At 58.0% G+C, this 17,111-nt stretch carries 16 protein-coding genes; 5 read left to right on the top strand and 11 right to left on the bottom strand.

Annotated features, from left to right (window positions below; genetic code table 11):
- Positions 1–164: 164 nt before the first annotated feature.
- Positions 165–704 (top strand): adenine phosphoribosyltransferase, encoded by a 540-nt coding sequence (locus ACR0CR_RS06410; protein WP_480597731.1) that lies wholly within the window; start codon positions 165–167, stop codon positions 702–704.
- A 166-nt stretch (positions 705–870) separates the two neighbouring features.
- A complete protein-coding gene (locus tag ACR0CR_RS06405; protein WP_480597730.1) occupies positions 871–1,353 on the top strand; it encodes a fasciclin domain-containing protein in 483 nt (160 codons plus the stop codon).
- Positions 1,354–1,381: 28 nt separating this feature from the next.
- Here the strand turns inward: ACR0CR_RS06405 and ACR0CR_RS06400 are convergent, their stop codons facing one another.
- From ACR0CR_RS06400 to coxB, 11 genes are all read right to left on the bottom strand, one after another.
- Complete coding sequence (locus ACR0CR_RS06400; protein WP_480597729.1) at positions 1,382–2,797, bottom strand: FAD-binding oxidoreductase; 1,416 nt, start codon at positions 2,795–2,797, stop codon at positions 1,382–1,384.
- 38 nt (positions 2,798–2,835) lie between these two features.
- The gene (locus tag ACR0CR_RS06395; protein ID WP_480597728.1) at positions 2,836–3,654 is read right to left on the bottom strand and encodes an MBL fold metallo-hydrolase; all 819 of its coding nucleotides are present in this window, start codon (positions 3,652–3,654) and stop codon (positions 2,836–2,838) included.
- A 102-nt stretch (positions 3,655–3,756) separates the two neighbouring features.
- Positions 3,757–4,341 (bottom strand): GNAT family N-acetyltransferase, encoded by a 585-nt coding sequence (locus ACR0CR_RS06390; RefSeq protein ID WP_480598236.1) that lies wholly within the window; start codon positions 4,339–4,341, stop codon positions 3,757–3,759.
- Complete coding sequence (locus ACR0CR_RS06385) at positions 4,341–5,603, bottom strand: M16 family metallopeptidase (RefSeq protein WP_480597727.1); 1,263 nt, start codon at positions 5,601–5,603, stop codon at positions 4,341–4,343. The genes ACR0CR_RS06390 and ACR0CR_RS06385 overlap by 1 nt, the downstream gene beginning before the upstream one ends.
- Positions 5,600–6,988: a threonine synthase gene (gene thrC, locus ACR0CR_RS06380; protein ID WP_480597725.1), complete on the bottom strand. Its 1,389-nt coding sequence runs from the start codon at positions 6,986–6,988 to the stop codon at positions 5,600–5,602. Before thrC ends, ACR0CR_RS06385 begins: the two co-directional genes overlap by 4 nt.
- Positions 6,985–7,662 (bottom strand): SURF1 family protein, encoded by a 678-nt coding sequence (locus ACR0CR_RS06375; RefSeq protein ID WP_480597724.1) that lies wholly within the window; start codon positions 7,660–7,662, stop codon positions 6,985–6,987. The genes thrC and ACR0CR_RS06375 overlap by 4 nt, the downstream gene beginning before the upstream one ends.
- Positions 7,663–7,817: 155 nt before the next feature.
- Positions 7,818–8,633, bottom strand: a complete 816-nt coding sequence (locus tag ACR0CR_RS06370) for a cytochrome c oxidase subunit 3 (RefSeq protein WP_480597723.1) — start codon at positions 8,631–8,633, stop codon at positions 7,818–7,820.
- Positions 8,634–8,655: 22 nt separating this feature from the next.
- The gene (locus tag ACR0CR_RS06365; RefSeq protein ID WP_480597722.1) at positions 8,656–9,231 is read right to left on the bottom strand and encodes a cytochrome c oxidase assembly protein; all 576 of its coding nucleotides are present in this window, start codon (positions 9,229–9,231) and stop codon (positions 8,656–8,658) included.
- Positions 9,231–9,392, bottom strand: a complete 162-nt coding sequence (locus ACR0CR_RS06360; RefSeq protein ID WP_480597721.1) for a hypothetical protein — start codon at positions 9,390–9,392, stop codon at positions 9,231–9,233. The genes ACR0CR_RS06365 and ACR0CR_RS06360 overlap by 1 nt, the downstream gene beginning before the upstream one ends.
- Positions 9,389–10,345, bottom strand: a complete 957-nt coding sequence (gene cyoE / locus ACR0CR_RS06355) for a heme o synthase (RefSeq protein WP_480597720.1) — start codon at positions 10,343–10,345, stop codon at positions 9,389–9,391. Before cyoE ends, ACR0CR_RS06360 begins: the two co-directional genes overlap by 4 nt.
- Before the next feature lie 72 nt (positions 10,346–10,417).
- Positions 10,418–11,329: a cytochrome c oxidase subunit II gene (gene coxB, locus ACR0CR_RS06350; protein ID WP_480597719.1), complete on the bottom strand. Its 912-nt coding sequence runs from the start codon at positions 11,327–11,329 to the stop codon at positions 10,418–10,420.
- A 176-nt stretch (positions 11,330–11,505) separates the two neighbouring features.
- On the opposite strand from coxB, the gene tldD reads away from it, so the two are divergent.
- From tldD to topA, 3 genes are all read left to right on the top strand, one after another.
- Complete coding sequence (gene tldD / locus ACR0CR_RS06345; RefSeq protein WP_480597718.1) at positions 11,506–12,927, top strand: metalloprotease TldD; 1,422 nt, start codon at positions 11,506–11,508, stop codon at positions 12,925–12,927.
- A gap of 229 nt (positions 12,928–13,156) precedes the next feature.
- Positions 13,157–14,290 carry a DNA-processing protein DprA gene (gene dprA / locus ACR0CR_RS06340; RefSeq protein WP_480597717.1) on the top strand — a complete coding sequence of 378 codons (1,134 nt, stop codon included), beginning with the start codon at positions 13,157–13,159 and terminating at the stop codon, positions 14,288–14,290.
- A gap of 152 nt (positions 14,291–14,442) precedes the next feature.
- A complete protein-coding gene (gene topA, locus ACR0CR_RS06335; RefSeq protein ID WP_480597716.1) occupies positions 14,443–17,067 on the top strand; it encodes a type I DNA topoisomerase in 2,625 nt (874 codons plus the stop codon).
- The last annotated feature ends 44 nt before the right edge of the window (positions 17,068–17,111 follow it).

The raw sequence follows: 17,111 nt of genomic DNA, 5'->3' as shown, positions 1-17,111 counted from the left end.
GCGCAAGCCGCACCTGTCATGGCTGCCTTCTGCGCTATATCGCTACTACAGTTTGCCGCACGCTATTTCAGAGCGCCGTAAGTAAAAGACGTCAATCTATCCTTGCATGACTGACCCCAATGGGCCAAACAGCCCAGCGTGTTTTGACGCCAATGAGGTCGGCCATGCCAAGAAACAAGTCGGTCAAGGACTACATCCGGACAATCGTCGATTTCCCGCATGAAGGGATCATGTTTCGGGATGTAACCACTTTGTTCGCCGACCCGCGCGGGTTTCGTATGGCGATCGACCAAATGCTGCATCCCTATGCCGGAGAGCGGATCGACAAGGTTGTGGGCCTGGAAGCACGCGGTTTCATACTTGGTGGCGCGATTGCGCATCAGCTGAGCGTCGGATTTGTTCCTATCCGCAAGAAGGGCAAATTGCCCGGAACCACGATCAGCCAGGACTACAAGCTGGAATATGGTGAGGCCATCGTCGAGATCCACGACGACGCGATACTGCCCGGAGAGAAGATTCTGGTCGTTGACGACCTGCTGGCCACGGGCGGAACTGCTGCGGCGGGCATCAAACTGATCGAGCGTCTGGGTGGCGAAATCGTGTCTTGCGCATTTATCATTGATCTGCCCGAGTTGGGCGGACGCAATGTCCTGGAGGACATGGGAATGGACGTCCATGTGCTTTGCGAATTCGAAGGTCTTTGACAGACTTTTCACAAAAACGTGAGTGGAAAACGCGGGCGACGCGGGCTTAGGGCGCTTAGGCCTGCGGTCAACCTGCGCCGCATCGCTCGTCAGGTGATCTCACATTGCGAATGGTCCGTACCCCTTGACGATGCCGCTTTTGGCATACCAACAAGGGAAATCTACCATGTTTCGCAAATTCGCTTTCGCTGGACTGACAAGTATTGCGCTGGCCTCCTCGGCATTTGCTGACGGACATTCCAAGGACATCGTCGACACAGCAGTCGGCGCAGGCAGCTTTACCACTCTGGTCGCCGCCGTTCAGGCAGCCGATCTTGTCGATACTTTGAAGGGCGAAGGGCCTTTCACGGTTTTCGCGCCAACTGACGACGCCTTCGCGGCCCTACCCGACGGCACAGTGGACACGCTGTTGAAGCCGGAAAACAAAGATCAGCTTGTAGCGATCCTGACCTATCACGTCGTGCCGGGCAAAGTGATGTCTGGTGACCTATCGGACGATATGACCGCCGCTACCGTTCAGGGCGGAGATATCACGATCGATCTTGATAACGGCGTGATGGTCAACGACGCATCCGTCGTGCAGGCGGATATCGAAACGTCAAACGGTGTCATTCATGTCATCGACAAGGTGATCATACCTGAATCCTAAGGCTTTTGGCGCAGCCCCTCGGCTGCGCCTACCGGCGCAGAACAGCGCCGGGGTTCATGATACCTTTGGGATCAAGCGCCGATTTGATCGCGCGCATCGCATGCAGCTTTGCCGGATCGCCATACCGCTCCAAATCATAGGTTTTCAGCCGTCCGACACCGTGTTCGGCGCTCACAGAGCCTCCGAATTCATGAACAAGGTCGTGGACGGCGGTTTTTATGGCCTGTCGGCTGACCTCGAATTCAGACCTAACATGTCCAAACGGCGGGAAGACATTGTAATGCAGGTTCCCGTCGCCCAGGTGTCCGAAGCAGTTGATGCGAAACGGACCCAATGCTGCCACCACTTCCGCCCCACGCCGGATGAAGTCAGGAATGGTCGAGATCGGCACTGAGATATCGTGGCTTGAGACGGACCCGATCAACCGGTTGGCCTCGGGAATGTGTTCGCGAACCGCCCATAGTTCTGATCTCTGAGCTTCTGTCTGCGCAATGATGGCGTCGCTGGTCAGATTGCGTTTCTCAGCCTCTGTAAACAACGTCTCCAACGCTGCAGACGACGATTGCCCACCGGACAGTCCCAACTCAATCAATACGCACCATTCCGGTTGGTCTTGGAAGGGTTGGCGAATATCCGGCAGAACCTCCGACAAGAACCGAAGACCCTGACGATGGATCAATTCGAACGCACTGACCGCCTCACCTATTTGGGTTCTGGCCAACGCCAAAAGCTCGATAGCAGCGTCCGCAGACGGTACTTGGAACACGGCCGTTCCAACCGAAGCTGGTCGTGGAGAAAGTTTGAGCGATGCTGCCGTGATGATGCCCAACGTGCCCTCGGCCCCGATCATAAGATTGCGCAGGTCATACCCCGTGTTGTCTTTGCGCAATCGCCCTAGCCCATGCCAGATTTCGCCGCTGGGCAATACCGCCTCAATCCCAAGACACAGATCGCGCGCATTGCCATAGCGCAGAACGTTGACGCCGCCCGCATTTGTGGCGAGGTTCCCGCCAATCGTGCAGGACCCCTGCGCGGCCAAAGACAAGGGGAACAGTCGGTCCGCACCTTCAGCTGCGGCTTGCACATCTGACAGAACAACGCCCGCCTCAGCAATCAGTATGTTCTCAGTCGGATAAATGGCGCGCACGGCCTTCATCCGTTCCAGCGATATCAACAGGGGCGCAGGTCCATCCGATACGACCTGACCACCCACAAGCCCCGTTCCCCCGCCATAAGGAACGATGGGCACCAACGCATCCGAGGCCAGCCGCACCAAAGTGGACACGTCCTCGACTGTCCTGGGTAGCCCCAGCAACCCCGCCTGCCCTTCGTATCGCCGCCGTGGTTCCTCCAGATAACGCGGCTCCACGGGGCGCAGGATATCCCCGCCCAACCGGGCCCGAATAGTTTGACCAAAGGTTTCATTGGCGGGATTCAGGGTCATGACCTTTCCTTGCCCAAGGCAGAACCGAACGACAACCCCTATTCCAATTCGATCAGGTATTGCGGTTCCAGCACCACGACAGTGGGTCGGTCAGGAAGCGTACGCAGGGACACTGTGATTTCGGAAACCCCGTTCCGTTGAACTGGAAAATCCTCTCGGATGTCGACCAGAAACCGGTCCAATGAAAACCCGGAAAACCAATGCATCGGAATAATGACCGAACTCTTAAGCCGTTTCAGGACCGAAATCATTTCGGGCAAGGGCATCGTGGTTCCGCCATCCACAGCCGCCATCACAACATCCAGCCGACCCAAAGCGGCAAACTGTTCATCTGAGGGCACGTGGTGCAGATGGCCCAGATGCCCGATACATAGCCCCTCAACCTCGAACACAAAGATCGAATTGCCATTCTCCTCAACACCGCCATAGGCCGAGCGAATGTCCGTCGACACATTGCGCACCAGCATCTCGCCAAGATCAAGGTGATGCTCGATCCCCTGCCCAAACTCGCCCCATCCGGGCAGTACATGCGGAATTGCCGGGTCGGGATGCGCCGTCCAATGGGTGCTATGCGCATGATTCATCGTCACAACGTCCGGAATCAAAGCAGCGCTGCCGATGAACCCGGTGAAATCCGTGACAGCATTCAACCCGCCCTGCGTCTGAATCAAAAAGGACGCATGCGCGATATAGCTGATCCGCACGGAAAACTCCGGAACAGAATCCTGCCACGCGGCTTTGTGTAGATACTCGATCCCAGGCGCTGCGTCGGCAATGGCGATACAATGGCTCGGCCGCCGCTCCTGCGCCACGGCCCCACCCGAAATCACCATCAATGCTGCAACCAACCAGCGCATAGTCAGATTGTAGCGCAAGCGGCGGACAAGTCATGCCCCTTGTTCATCTGGCCAAAAATATCCCGGGGTTTGGGGCAGAGCCCCAATGGCCCGCAGGGCCACCTACCCAGCGTCGGTCTTACCGCGCCGATCCGATCTCAGGCTGGCGTACAGAACATGCGTCCGCCACCGTCCGTTGATCTGCAAATAGGATTGGGCCACGCCCTCATATTTAAACCCCGAACTTTCCAACAACCCGCGCGAGGGTTTGTTTTCGGGAAGGCAAGCGGCCTCGACCCGGCTCAAGTCCAGCCGCGTGAAAGCATGGTGGACAACCGCGCCGATGGCTTCACGCATATATCCATTGCGAGCAAAGGCTTCACCCGTCCAATACCCCAGGGTGCCCGCCTGCGCCGGACCACGGCGCACATTGTCCAGGGTGATCGCGCCGACCAACACATCATCAGACCGACGAAATAGAAACAGCGGGATCGCCGTGCCGCTAGCCACGGATCGCTGCGCCCAATACACGCGATTCGTGAAGGACTTACGGGTCAGGTGATCCTTGGCCCAAATCGGCTCCCACGGCGTCAGATATTCCTTAGACGCCCGCCGTAGCGCAGCCCAATCGTTGAAATCGGAATGGATGGGCGGGCGCAGGCTGAGGCGCTCGGTTTCGAGTTTCAGCTTGCGTCGGCCCAGAAGCATCACGCCGCACGCCTCTCCTGCAATTCCGTCAATGTCGGCGCGCCCGAGACCGGGCCATACAGCGCTAATGCTGCCGGGGCCTTTATGGCCATGCTTTCGGCGAAAGCCCGCACTTCCTCGGTACTCACCGCATCGATCTTGGCCACGGTGTCTTCCAGCGAGGGCACCCGGCCCCAGATTTGCACCAGCCGCGCAAGACGTTCAGCGCGGTTCGACGGGCTTTCCAGCCCCATCAGCATCCCTGCCTTCATCTGCGCACGCGCGCGGGCAACCTCTTCGGCGCTCATGTCTTCGGCCGCGCGCTTCATTTCATCGATGGTAATTCGTGCCAAGTCGCCCACCTGATCCGCGGACGTTCCGGCATAGATCGTCGTCGTCCCTGTATCGGCATATGCCCCAGTCTGAGCGAAGATCGTGTAACACAGCCCCCTGCTCTCGCGCACCTCTTGGAACAGGCGTGAGGACATCCCCCCGCCCAGCGCGGTCGAGTAAATCTGCGCGGTGTAAATCGCATCATCGCGATAGCCGGGGCTTTCCAGCGCCAGCGCAAAATGCGCCTGCTCCAGATCTTTCTCTTGCCGCGCCTCACCTCCGGTGAATTGCGCTGCCTCTGGGACCAGACCCTTGCGCGGCTGCATGTGCCCAAACATCTCTTCGGCCATTTTCATCAGGGCGTCGTGATCCACAGCGCCTGCCGCCGACAGGATCATTTGCTCCGGGCCATAATGCTCGGCCACAAAACCCGACAAATCCTCGCGCGAGAAGGCGCGCACCCGTTCGCTAGGGCCCAGGATCGTGCGCCCCAAAGGCTGGTCGTGATAGCTCTGCTCTTGCAACCAGTCGAAGATCACATCGTCAGGCGTGTCGTAAGCTTGGCCAATCTCTTGCAAGATGACGCCCCGCTCGACCTCAATCTCACGTGGATCAAAGATCGGATTCAGAACAATGTCTCCGATGACATCCATGGCAAGGGCCACGTCGTCTTTCAGAACGCGTACATAATAGGCCGTCACCTCGCGCGAGGTATACGCGTTGATGTAACCGCCGACATCTTCGATCGCTTCGGCGATTTGCAGCGCGGTTCGGCGCTCGGTTCCCTTGAACGCCATATGCTCAAGGAAATGCGCAATGCCGTTCTGCTCGATCCGCTCGTTCCGCGCACCTGCGGTCACCCAGATGCCGATGGCCGCTGATTGCAGCCCCGGCATATGTTCACTGACGATCCGAAATCCGTTCTTCAGCTGATCTTGTCTGACAGTCACTCAGCAATATGCCTTCTGATATGATCCTCGAGGGCACCCAGATCGTTGGCAATTCGGGTCACCCGTTCCGGACGTTCATACAGATCAGACATGCGGGATGGAAGAGGCGGATGTTCCCCGCTTGCCTTCTCGACCGCGGCCGGGAATTTCGCCGGATGCGCGGTGGCCAAAGTGATCATCGGAACGTCTGTTGCGCGATGCTCCTCACCAACCTTGATTCCGATTGCTGTGTGCGGACAGACCAGTTCGGCGCTATGGGCCAGCGTGCGCTTGATCGTGGCCAACGTTTCATCCTCGGACACGCGCCCCGAGTCGAAGCTCTCACGCAGAGCCTCCATCGCACCTTGGCTGACGTTGAATCCCCCGGTTTTGAGTTCATCCATCAACTGCGCAACGGCTGAGCCATCCTCGCCATAGGCATAGTAAAGAGCGCGTTCAAAATTCGAGCTGACCTGAATATCCATGGACGGGCTGATCGAAGGGATGGTGTCCCCTTTGAAATACCCCTCGCCCGACAGGCAACGGTGCAGAATGTCGTTCTGGTTGGTCGCCACGACCAGACGGTCGATGGGCAGCCCCATGCGCTTGGCCAAATAGCCGGCGAAGATGTCACCGAAATTTCCGGTCGGCACGGTAAAGCTGACCTTGCGATGCGGCGCACCAAGGCTGACAGCCGACGAAAAGTAATACACGATCTGTGCCAATACCCGCGCGAAATTGATCGAGTTCACACCGGCCAATTTAACGCCATCGCGGAAGTCGAAATCGTTGAACATATCCTTCAGCGCGGCCTGACAATCATCGAAATCGCCATCTACGGCCAACGCATGCACATTGCTGTCCGCAGGCGTCGTCATCTGGCGGCGTTGCACCTCGGACACGCGACCATGCGGAAACAGGATGAATACATCCACCGCGTCCAGCCCCCGGAACGACTCAATCGCGGCTGATCCGGTGTCGCCACTGGTTGCACCCACGATGGTCACCCGATCGTTGCGCTTTTTCAGAGCAACCTGGAACAGCTGACCGATCAACTGCATAGCAAAGTCTTTAAAGGCCAGTGTCGGACCGTGAAACAGCTCCAACAAGAAGTGGTTTTCGTTCAACTGCTTCAGCGGCGCACGGGCATCATGGCCGAAGCCTTCATAGGCGCGGTCGATGATTGCCCGGAACTCTTCTTCGGTGAACGAGCCGCTGACATAGGGCCACATCACGCGGAACGCGATCTCTTCATAGGGCAGCCCGGCCAGTGCGGCGATCTCCTCGTGGCTTATCACTGGGATCTCGGCGGGCAGGTACAATCCACCGTCGCGGGCAAGCCCGGTCAGCATTGCCTCTTCAAACGTCAGTTCGGGCGCTTGCCCACGGGTCGAGATATATTTCATTGCACTTCACTTTCAGAAGGGGCGCGGTTTCGCCACAGGAAATAGACGGTCATCGCGGCCCAGACCAGAGCCAGACCAAACCACGTGATTGCGTATTGCAGGTGATCGTTCGGAATGCCCGCCGTGTCGACCGGCAGAGGCATCACGCCCGGATCAGTTTCGGACCGAGCGATCAGCAGGACGGGTTCAGCACCCAAAGCTGCGGCCAGATTAGGCACATCACGGGCGAACCAGATATTGGCGTCGATGTCAGTTTCAGGTGTATAGCCGTCGATCTCATCCGGCCAATGCAGGTTACCTGTGACTTCCATTGGTCCGGTCAAGCGTTCCGTTTGCTTTGCTGTTGTCGGCACAAAGCCTCGGTCGACCAGAATGGTGCGGTCCTTGGTGCTGAACGGCTGGATGATCCGGTACCCCGCGCCAACCTGTTTGACTGAAACCAGAACGTGGATTTCCCCAGACCTCATCTCGCCGTACAGCGTCACCGGCAGATACTTGTGCTGTTCGGCTGATACGGTGCCAGGCAGGGTCGTAGGTTCCGCCGCAATACGGTCTTCGATCTCAGCAAGAATCCCCTCTTTCTCTGCCAACCGCTGCACCTGCCAGAAACCGAGCGACAGCAGTACGCCCAGCCCGGCAAGGCCAAAGATCATCAGGAACAGAATGCGGCGCATGGCGGGGCCAAACCTTGTCTCAAATTTCGGCGTCTTGTTACGGTTGGCATGGGCAAAAATGCAACCATGCAATTGTATCGGGCGCAATCTTGCGCCCAAATCGAGAAAAAGCCGCCCAAAAGGGCGGCTTTTGCAATTGGATCACCTGTCTGCTGTTACATCAACGGAGCTTGGCCCCAGATGTAAACGGCAAAGAACAGGAACAGCCAGACAACGTCGACAAAGTGCCAATACCAGGCCGCCGCCTCGAACCCGACGTGTTTTTCGGGCGTAAAGTCGCCTTTCAGAGCCCTGATCAGGCAGACGCTCAGGAAGATTGTCCCGATAACGACGTGGAAACCGTGGAAACCGGTCGCCATGAAGAAGTTCGAATAGAACTGATCGCCACCAAACTTCCAGCCTTCATGCGCCAGCAACTCGTAATACTCGAACGCCTGAAGCGCGGTAAACGCGATGCCCAGTACGATGCCAATCGCCAGACCCTGGACCAGCGCCTTGCGGTCGTTGTTGTGCACCAGGGCATGGTGCGCCCAGGTGATCGCGCAGCCCGAAAGCAACAGAACCAGCGTGTTGATCAGAGGCAGGTGGAACGGGTCAACCGCGTGGATATCCGGCTGGATGTACTCGGTCCCGGCATAGTCGTACATCGGATACATACGATGTTTAAAGAACGACCAGAACCAGGCAAAGAAGAACATCACCTCGGACATCACGAACAGAATGAAGCCATAGCGCAGTCCGATCCGCACTACAGGCGTGTGATCTCCGACGCGGCTTTCGACCACAACCTCGGACCACCATGCGAACATGGTATACAGAACTGCAATCAACCCGGCCCAGAACATCCATGGCGTTATTCCGTGCATCCAAAGAACGGCTCCGAACAGCATCACAAACCCGCCGATCGCGCCGATCAGCGGCCAGATCGAGGGGTTCAGAATATGGTAGTCGTGATTTTTAGCGTGTGCCATCAGAGTCCCTCAGCTAAAGGCATTAGTTCGTGTTTGTATCAGCCTGCGTTTCAAGGGCAGCATAGCCCTCGGGCAGGTCAATTTCGTAGAATGTATACGACAGTGTGATCGTATGCACATATTTCGCTTCCAGATCTTCGACCATTTCGGGGTCAACGAAGAAACTGACCGGCATCTGAACGGTTTCACCGGGTTCCAACACCTGTTCTTCAAAGCAGAAACAGGCGATTTTCTGGAAATACCCGCCTGCAGAATACGGCGCTACATTGTAAGACGCCTGTCCCGCAATCGGGCGGTCGGTTGGATTGTGGGCTTCATAAAAGGCCAGTCCGGTTTCGCCGATGCGCACCTCCATCTCGCGCGCGACGGGCTTGAACTCCCACGCCATGCCTTTGGCTTTTGAAGCGTCAAACCGGACCTTCACAGTGCGATCCAATATGTCTTCCGGCGCAGTTTCAGCTACGCCGGTCGTGCCCCCAAAGCCTGTGACACGGCAGAACCAGTCATAGAACGGAACCGCAGCCCAAGCGAGGCTGCCCATGAGCACCACAACGCCGACGGTTTGCATGACCGTTTTCTGAGGACCTGTCAGCGCCATCAGTTCTGCACCTCCTGCGTCGCCAGCCCGAAGTTTGTGCCCGAGACTTTGACGACCGTCAGGCCAAAAATGATCACGATAAGTGCAGCCAGCGTTAGCCCCACACCCAGATTGCGGCTGAATCTGCGTTGATGCAATTCGTGGCTTTTACGCAGACTCATGTCCAACCTCCCAAGCCATAGGGTTTCAGCAACGCCTCGACCAAAATCGCGCCGAAATGCAGGAAAAGGTACAGCAGAGACAGTTTGAAGAAGCCGCGCTCGACCTTGAAATTATCCGCCTCTGAATCGTCTTCCGACCGGCATGAGATCGCCCACGCACCCCGAAGGAACAGCGCGTTCATCACCACAGCGACGGTCAGATAGATCGGCCCGCCGATGCCCGAGAACGCGGTGCCTACGGCCAGTGTCGCCAGCAGAGCAGTGTATACCAGAATATGCCACCGCGTTGCGCGGCGCCCATGTGTGACGGTCAGCATCGGCACGCCCGCATCGTCGTAATCCGAGCGCATGAACAGCGCCAGCGCCCAGAAATGCGGCGGAGTCCACATGAAAGTCAGGGCGAACATCAACCACGGCTCGATCGACATTGATCCAGTGGCCGCGACCCAACCGATCACGGGCGGGAACGCGCCCGCTGCGCCGCCGATGACGATGTTTTGCGGCGTCGAACGCTTGAGCCACATGGTGTAGACGACGACGTAGAAAAAGATCGTGAAGGCCAGAAACGCGCCAGCGAACCAGTTGGTCGCCAGTCCAAGCATGATCACGGAAAGGCCAGACAGTGCCAGCCCCAACGCCAGCGCCTCGCCTTCTTGCACCTTGCCCGCAGGGATTGGACGACCTTTGGTGCGCTTCATCACCCGGTCGATATCCGCGTCCCACCACATGTTCAAAGCGCCGGATGCGCCACCGCCGATGGCGATAAACAGGATCGCGCAGAAGCCTACAACCGGATGCACAGGGACCGGAGCAGCCAGCAACCCAACCAAGGCCGTGAACACGACCAGAGACATCACGCGCGGCTTCAGCAAGGCGAAGAAATCGCCAAAGCTGGCCTCATCCGCGTGCGCCGTGGCGGTCACTTGGCTGGCATTGATGCTTGCGTCGCTCATATCCGGTCCTTTTGGGGCAAAAGCTGCGCGTCACCCGCGCAGCCTGCTTGTTTAAACTAGGCCGATGACGGCTTAGTTCGAGGCGACCTGATAGGTCAAAGGCTGACCGGCATACTCTTCCAGAGCACCCTGCAGCCATGCCTCATAGGCTTCCTCGCTGACCACTTTGACGGTGATCGGCATATAAGCGTGATCCTTCCCGCACAGTTCCGAACACTGTCCGAAATAGACGCCTTCCTTGTCCGCCTGGAACCACAGCTCGGCCAAACGACCCGGTACACCATCCTGCTTCACACCGAAGGAGGGGATGGTCCACGAATGGATCACGTCCGACGCGGTCACCTGCATTACAATGATTTTCCCGACAGGAACGACAACAGCGGTGTCTGTCGCCAGCAGCCATTCATCGTCGCTGTACCCTGCGTCAGCCAATTTGGCGCGCATCGCATCGTCAAGAACAAAAGGTGTTACGTCAGCATCTGCAGGCCGCGCGCCTTCGTCCAGCGTGGCCGGGTGACCCAGCAGATAGCTGTCAAACGCAAAGTCATGATCGACATATTCATAGGTCCAGTACCACTGGTTCCCAACGACTTTGATCACAACATCACCTTCAGGAATTTCCTGCTGTTTGAATAGAACAGGCAAAGAGAAGGCTCCGATGAACACCAGAATCACGATCGGCACGACAGTCCATGCGATTTCCACAGGCGTGTAATGCGAGAACCGCGCGGGTTCCGGGTTCGCCCGTCGATTGTAACGAACGATACAATAGATCAGCAGGCCCGCAACGAACACGCAGATTGCGGTGATGATCACCAGAATCATGTTGTCCAACCGCTGGATACCGTCGGCAAGTTCTGTGACCGCGGGCTGAAACCCGATTCCGCCATCTACCGGCTTGCCAATAATCTCAAGCTCCTGAGCCATGGCGGGAAGGCTGGAGAGGGCTGTCATCAAGCCCGAAAGCATCAAAGCATTCTTCATATTCTGTCCTGATCGTTTGATCTTTGCGTCCCTGGCGAAAAGGCGTGAATCGGCCACACCTCACCCGTTGTCTTTGGCCGCGTTAAAAACCATATTCCTGCGGGTAGATAAAGCAAAATGCTTGCGTCAAACAGACGCTATTTTTGATCTGGATCAAACCGGAAAGGTCCCAAGTGATGCCAAACGACCCGTTTCGCCCTTTTGAAAGCGCTCTTCCGCAGGACGAGGCGCTTGCGGTTTTGCAATCGGCGACTGCCGGGGCCGAGGACGGAGAGCTGTTTGTCGAACGCCGGAAATCCGAATCTCTGGTCTTTGATGACGGGCGGTTGCGGACGGCTTCCTATGACGCATCCGAAGGGTTTGGCCTGCGCGCCGTTCAAGGAGAGGTGGCCGGATATGCGCATTCGACTGACGTTTCCATTCCGGCATTGAAACGCGCGGCCGAGACTGCTCGCTTGGCGGTTGGGGATGGCGGTGGCACCTTAGCCGAGGCGCCTCGGGCAACGAATACAAAGCTTTACACCGACGAAGACCCGATTGAATCGGCCACCTTCCCGGTAAAGATCGAGACCTTACGCGAAATTGACGCCTTTGCCCGTGACCTCGACCCGCGTGTCGTACAAGTCAGCGCCACCATCGCAGCCGCCGTGCAAGAGGTCGAGATCCTGCGGCCCGACGGCGTTCTGGTTCGTGACGTACGCCCGATGACGCGTTTGAACGTCTCGGTCATTGTGGAACAAAATGGCCGTCGCGAAAGCGGCTCAGCCGGAGGCGGTGGTCGTGTTGGGTTGGACGGTTTAATCGATCCTGCCGACTGGCAGGACAAGGCGCGTGAGGCGCTGCGGATTGCGATGGTCAATCTGGATGCCGTCCCCGCCCCTGCTGGCGTGATGGAAGTTGCCCTTGGCCCCGGTTGGCCAGGTATCCTGCTGCATGAAGCCATCGGTCATGGATTGGAAGGTGATTTCAACCGCAAAGGCAGTTCGGCTTTTGCCGGTCTGATGGGCCAAAAGATCGCTTCAAAAGGCGTCACCGTTGTCGATGATGGCACCATTCCTGACCGACGTGGTTCGATTTCAGTTGATGACGAGGGCACTCCAAGTTCGCGCACGGTGCTGATCGAAGACGGCGTTCTGACAGGATACATGCAAGACCGCCAGAACGCGCGACTGATGGACGTGGCACCCACGGGGAACGGACGGCGTCAAAGCTATGCGCATAAGCCGATGCCACGCATGACAAACACGGTCATGCTGGGCGGAGACGCTGATCCGGCTGCGCTGGTGGCCAACATCAAAGACGGGATTTGGGCCGTCGGCTTTGGCGGCGGTCAGGTGGACATCACCAACGGCAAGTTCGTGTTTTCCTGTACCGAGGCCTACCGGGTCCAGAACGGCAAGATCGGCGCGCCCGTGAAAGGCGCAACACTTATCGGCGACGGGCCTTCTGCTTTGAAACGCATCCGAGGTCTTGGCAATGACATGGCGCTTGATCCAGGCATGGGAACCTGCGGCAAAGACGGGCAATGGGTGCCTGTTGGGGTGGGTCAGCCCACGGTGTTGATGGACGGCCTGACGGTTGGGGGATCGGCTGCCTGAGTCGGAAGCAAGGGCATTGCGAGGGCACAAGGTTAATACGTTGCCCCCGCAACACCCGCCGACCACCAAAAACGCCGAGAAAATTCGTACGAATTTTCTCCATCTGTTTCAATGCTCTAGCGCTGTGTTGGACACTAGTCCAGAGCTATTTCGCATCTAATTTTCATCGATTTACACGCTGTTAACCCTCCGTCCCGTAAACCAGTTCTGCAATCAGACGGAGCGACGGATGACTGAAGAGCAGCTTTCTTCCAATCACCCCACACTCCCACCCACCACGGAAGAGGATCGGTTTTCCTGGCTTCGTCTGTTGCGCTCGCGCAAGGTTGGTCCGGCGACGTTTCGTCGGCTGTTGCGCGAACATGGCACGGCGCAGAACGCGCTGGCCGCGCTGCCGGAAATGGCACGCGCTGCCGGAATTGAGGGGTATGAAATCTGCCCTCCCGGCGTGATAGAAGCGGAACTCAAGGCCGCAAAAGCCGCCAACGCGCAGCTTTTGTGCCTTGGGTCCGCTGAATTTCCGGCCGCTCTGAACGATTTGAATGATGCCCCGCCGATGTTGTGGGCGATTGGTGATCCCGCGCTGCTAAGAAAGCCATCTATCGCAATGGTCGGGGCCCGCAATTGCTCGTCGCTCGGGGCCAGAATGGCTCGGGGGCTGGCTGCGGATTTGGGCAAGCAAGGGTATGTGATCGCATCGGGTTTGGCGCGTGGGATCGACACTGCGGCGCATTTTTCCGCACTGGACACCGGAACCATCGCGGTGATGGCAGGCGGCGTCGACGCCATCTATCCCGCCGAAAACACAGATCTGGCGCAAAAGATCAAGGAATCCGGCCTGCGTGTTTCTGAACAACCGATGGGGACCACTCCGCAGGCGCGTCATTTTCCGCGGCGCAACCGAATCATTTCCGGTCTCTCTCAGGCCGTTGTCGTTGTCGAAGCCGCTGCAAAATCCGGCAGTCTGATCACGGCCCGCGACGCTCTGGATCAGGGGCGTGAGGTGTTGGCCGTACCGGGCCATCCGTTTGATGCGCGGGCCGCCGGGTGCAATTTGCTGATCCGAGACGGCGCGACGTTGGTGCGATCTGCCGAGGATGTGATTGAAGCACTGCCGCAAAAAGACGATCTTTTTTCCAACGCGCACGACCCCCAGCCTTCCATAGCGACCCAACCCATCCCTGAGGTAGAGTCTCTGCACCGGGAAATCCTAACGAGGTTGGGGCCGTCACCAGTTGCCGAAGACCAACTGATCCGCGACATCGCCGCCACAGCCGGGGAAATTGGCCCCGCGCTGGTCGATCTTGAATTGGATGGTCGTATTCAACGGCAGCCCGGTGGATTGCTGTCGCTGACTGCGTGACCCCGGGGACGCACGGTCACACACCGTCTATCAAGCTGGAATCACTCATAAATTCTTGTCATCAAAGGAACGCATTGACAATTCGCCCTTGCCCTCCACATTTTGCACGATCATAGAAGGCATCAAAATCGTCGAGCGAGGTTTCCCCCTAAATGCCTGTAGTTGTTGTAGAATCCCCTGCGAAGGCCAAAACAATCAACAAATACCTTGGCCCCGACTACACGGTTTTGGCGTCGTATGGCCATGTCCGCGACCTCCCTCCGAAAGACGGATCGGTCGACCCCGAGCACGAATTCTCGATGAAATGGGAGGTTGGCACTGACAGTCGCAAACACGTCAAGGCCATCGCCGATGCGTTGAAAGAAGACAACGCCCTGATCCTCGCCACCGACCCTGATCGCGAGGGTGAGGCCATCAGTTGGCACCTTCAGGAAGCGCTGACCAAACGCCGTTCGATCAAGAAGGACACGCCGGTCAGCCGCGTTACTTTCAACGCAATCACCAAGGACGCCGTAACCGAGGCAATGCAGAACCCACGTGAGGTCGACATGCCACTGGTCGAGGCCTATCTGGCCCGCCGCGCGCTGGATTATCTGGTGGGCTTCAACCTGTCACCCGTCCTGTGGCGCAAGCTGCCCGGTGCGAAATCCGCCGGTCGCGTGCAATCGGTCTGCCTGCGTTTGATCGTCGAACGCGAGATGGAGATTGAGGCGTTCAAACCCGTCGAATACTGGTCAGTCAAGGCGCTGTTTGAAACTCCACGCGGTCAGACCTATGAGGCGCGTCTGGTCACGTTGGCCGGGAACAAGCTGGACAAACATGACCTGAAGAACGCCACGCAGGCCGAGCTAGCGGTGCAGGCCATCACCAGCCGCGCCCTCAGCGTCACCTCGGTCGAGGCGAAACCAGCCGCGCGCAACCCCTCGGCCCCTTTCATGACGTCGACCCTGCAGCAAGAGGCAAGCCGCAAATTCGGCATGGGCGCACGTCACGCGATGCAGGTGGCGCAGCGGCTGTACGAGGCGGGCTACATTACGTATATGCGGACCGATGGTATCGACATGGCACCCGAGGCCGTGGCGGCGACACGCGACGCGATCACCGATCGTTACGGCGCGGAGTACGTACCGGACAGCCCGCGTATCTATAAGAACAAGGCCAAAAACGCGCAGGAAGCACACGAGTGTATCCGGCCCACGGATATGTCGCGCGATGCCAAGGACCTGAGGGTCACGGACGAGGACCAGCGCAAGCTCTACGACCTGATCTGGAAACGCACCATCGCCTGTCAGATGGCCGCCGCGCGGCTGGAACGTACAACGGTCGAAATCGGCAGCGATGATGGCCAGGTCGGCCTGCGCGCCACCGGCCAGGTCGTGATGTTCGACGGATTCATGCGCGTGTACGAAGAAGGCCGTGACGATGTGGCGGATGACGACGACAAGCGCCTGCCACAAATCATGCAGGGCGATCCGGCGCGTTTTGCCAAAACCTCGCTAAAGGATCAGTTTGTCAAAGCAACAAGCGACGACAAGCAGGCCGTTTTGTCAGAAAACGAGGCTGTTCTGGCCCTGCAGCACCATACCCAACCGCCGCCACGCTATACCGAGGCCACGCTGGTCAAGCGGATGGAAGAGCTGGGGATCGGGCGGCCGTCCACCTATGCCTCGATCGTGACCACGATTCAGGACCGGGAATATGTGCGCAAGGACAAGAATCGACTGATCCCCGAGGAAAAGGGCCGGATCGTCACGATCTTTCTGCTGAACTTCTTCCGTCAATATGTGGGGTATGAGTTCACTGCCAATCTGGAAGAAGAACTGGACGACGTCAGCGCCGGTGACCGCGACTATAAGGACTTGCTTGGTAAATTCTGGCGCGATTTCTCGGCCGCAATTGGCGAAACGTCGGAACTGCGCATCTCGGAAGTTCTAGACAAGCTGGACGAGGCGCTTGCGCCACAGCTTTACCCGCCGCGTGAGGACGGGTCCGATCCGCGCGTTTGCCCGAAATGCGGTGTGGGTCAGTTGCACCTTAAGACCTCCCGCACTGGTGGATTCGTCGGCTGCGGAAACTATCCCGAATGCACCTATACCCGCCCCATTGCGGGCGAAGGGGCTGAGGGCGATGAACGTCTGCTGGGCGAAGATGCGGGCGATGAAATCTGGCTGAAATCCGGCCGGTTTGGCCCCTATGTTCAGCGCGGCGAACCCACGCCCGAGAACAAAAAACCGCCGCGTGCCTCCCTGCCCCGTGGATGGAGCAAGGATGACATGGATCTGGACAAGGCGCTGACGCTTTTGTCCCTCCCTCGGCCGATCGGCGAACACCCAGAGGGCGGTATGATCAGCTCGAACTTCGGGCGGTTCGGGCCTTACCTGATGCATCAGATGCCGGAAGAGGCGAAGCCCGTTTATGCCAACCTCAAGGACCCAAATGACGTATTCGAGATCGGCATGAACCGCGCGGTTGAGATGCTGGCCGAAAAACGCGCCAACCCAGGGCGCGGGCGTCGGGCGGCTGCAAAGCCCTTGAAAGAACTGGGTGAACACCCCGATGGCGGTGCGATGCAGGTTCTGGACGGGCGTTATGGACCTTATGTGAAGTGGGAAAAAGTCAACGCGACCATTCCCAAGGACATCAAGCCAGAAGATGTGACGCAGGAAATGGCCATTGAACTGGTCAATGAGCGCGCCGCGAAAAAAGGTACCAAGAAGAAAGCGGCCCCCAAGAAAAAACCGGCGGCCAAGAAGGCAACGAAAAAGGTTGCGGAATAGGTAGAAATACCACCACACCCTTGCTTTTATTGACTTCCCAATGA

This window comes from Ruegeria sp. AM2, assembly GCF_056540685.1.
Note: the sequence above shows the minus strand (reverse complement) of the source record. Positions and strands in the feature narration are given on the sequence as shown.

Coding starts and splice junctions, on each gene's coding strand:
- ACR0CR_RS06410 (WP_480597731.1), top strand. CDS start 165: ATGCCAAGAAACAAGTCGGTCAAGGACTACATCCGGACAATCGTCGAT.
- ACR0CR_RS06405 (WP_480597730.1), top strand. CDS start 871: ATGTTTCGCAAATTCGCTTTCGCTGGACTGACAAGTATTGCGCTGGCC.
- ACR0CR_RS06400 (WP_480597729.1), bottom strand. CDS start 2,797: ATGACCCTGAATCCCGCCAATGAAACCTTTGGTCAAACTATTCGGGCC.
- ACR0CR_RS06395 (WP_480597728.1), bottom strand. CDS start 3,654: ATGCGCTGGTTGGTTGCAGCATTGATGGTGATTTCGGGTGGGGCCGTG.
- ACR0CR_RS06390 (WP_480598236.1), bottom strand. CDS start 4,341: ATGCTTCTGGGCCGACGCAAGCTGAAACTCGAAACCGAGCGCCTCAGC.
- thrC (WP_480597725.1), bottom strand. CDS start 6,988: ATGAAATATATCTCGACCCGTGGGCAAGCGCCCGAACTGACGTTTGAA.
- ACR0CR_RS06375 (WP_480597724.1), bottom strand. CDS start 7,662: ATGCGCCGCATTCTGTTCCTGATGATCTTTGGCCTTGCCGGGCTGGGC.
- ACR0CR_RS06370 (WP_480597723.1), bottom strand. CDS start 8,633: ATGGCACACGCTAAAAATCACGACTACCATATTCTGAACCCCTCGATC.
- ACR0CR_RS06365 (WP_480597722.1), bottom strand. CDS start 9,231: ATGGCGCTGACAGGTCCTCAGAAAACGGTCATGCAAACCGTCGGCGTT.
- ACR0CR_RS06360 (WP_480597721.1), bottom strand. CDS start 9,392: ATGAGTCTGCGTAAAAGCCACGAATTGCATCAACGCAGATTCAGCCGC.
- cyoE (WP_480597720.1), bottom strand. CDS start 10,345: ATGAGCGACGCAAGCATCAATGCCAGCCAAGTGACCGCCACGGCGCAC.
- coxB (WP_480597719.1), bottom strand. CDS start 11,329: ATGAAGAATGCTTTGATGCTTTCGGGCTTGATGACAGCCCTCTCCAGC.
- tldD (WP_480597718.1), top strand. CDS start 11,506: ATGCCAAACGACCCGTTTCGCCCTTTTGAAAGCGCTCTTCCGCAGGAC.
- dprA (WP_480597717.1), top strand. CDS start 13,157: ATGACTGAAGAGCAGCTTTCTTCCAATCACCCCACACTCCCACCCACC.
- topA (WP_480597716.1), top strand. CDS start 14,443: ATGCCTGTAGTTGTTGTAGAATCCCCTGCGAAGGCCAAAACAATCAAC.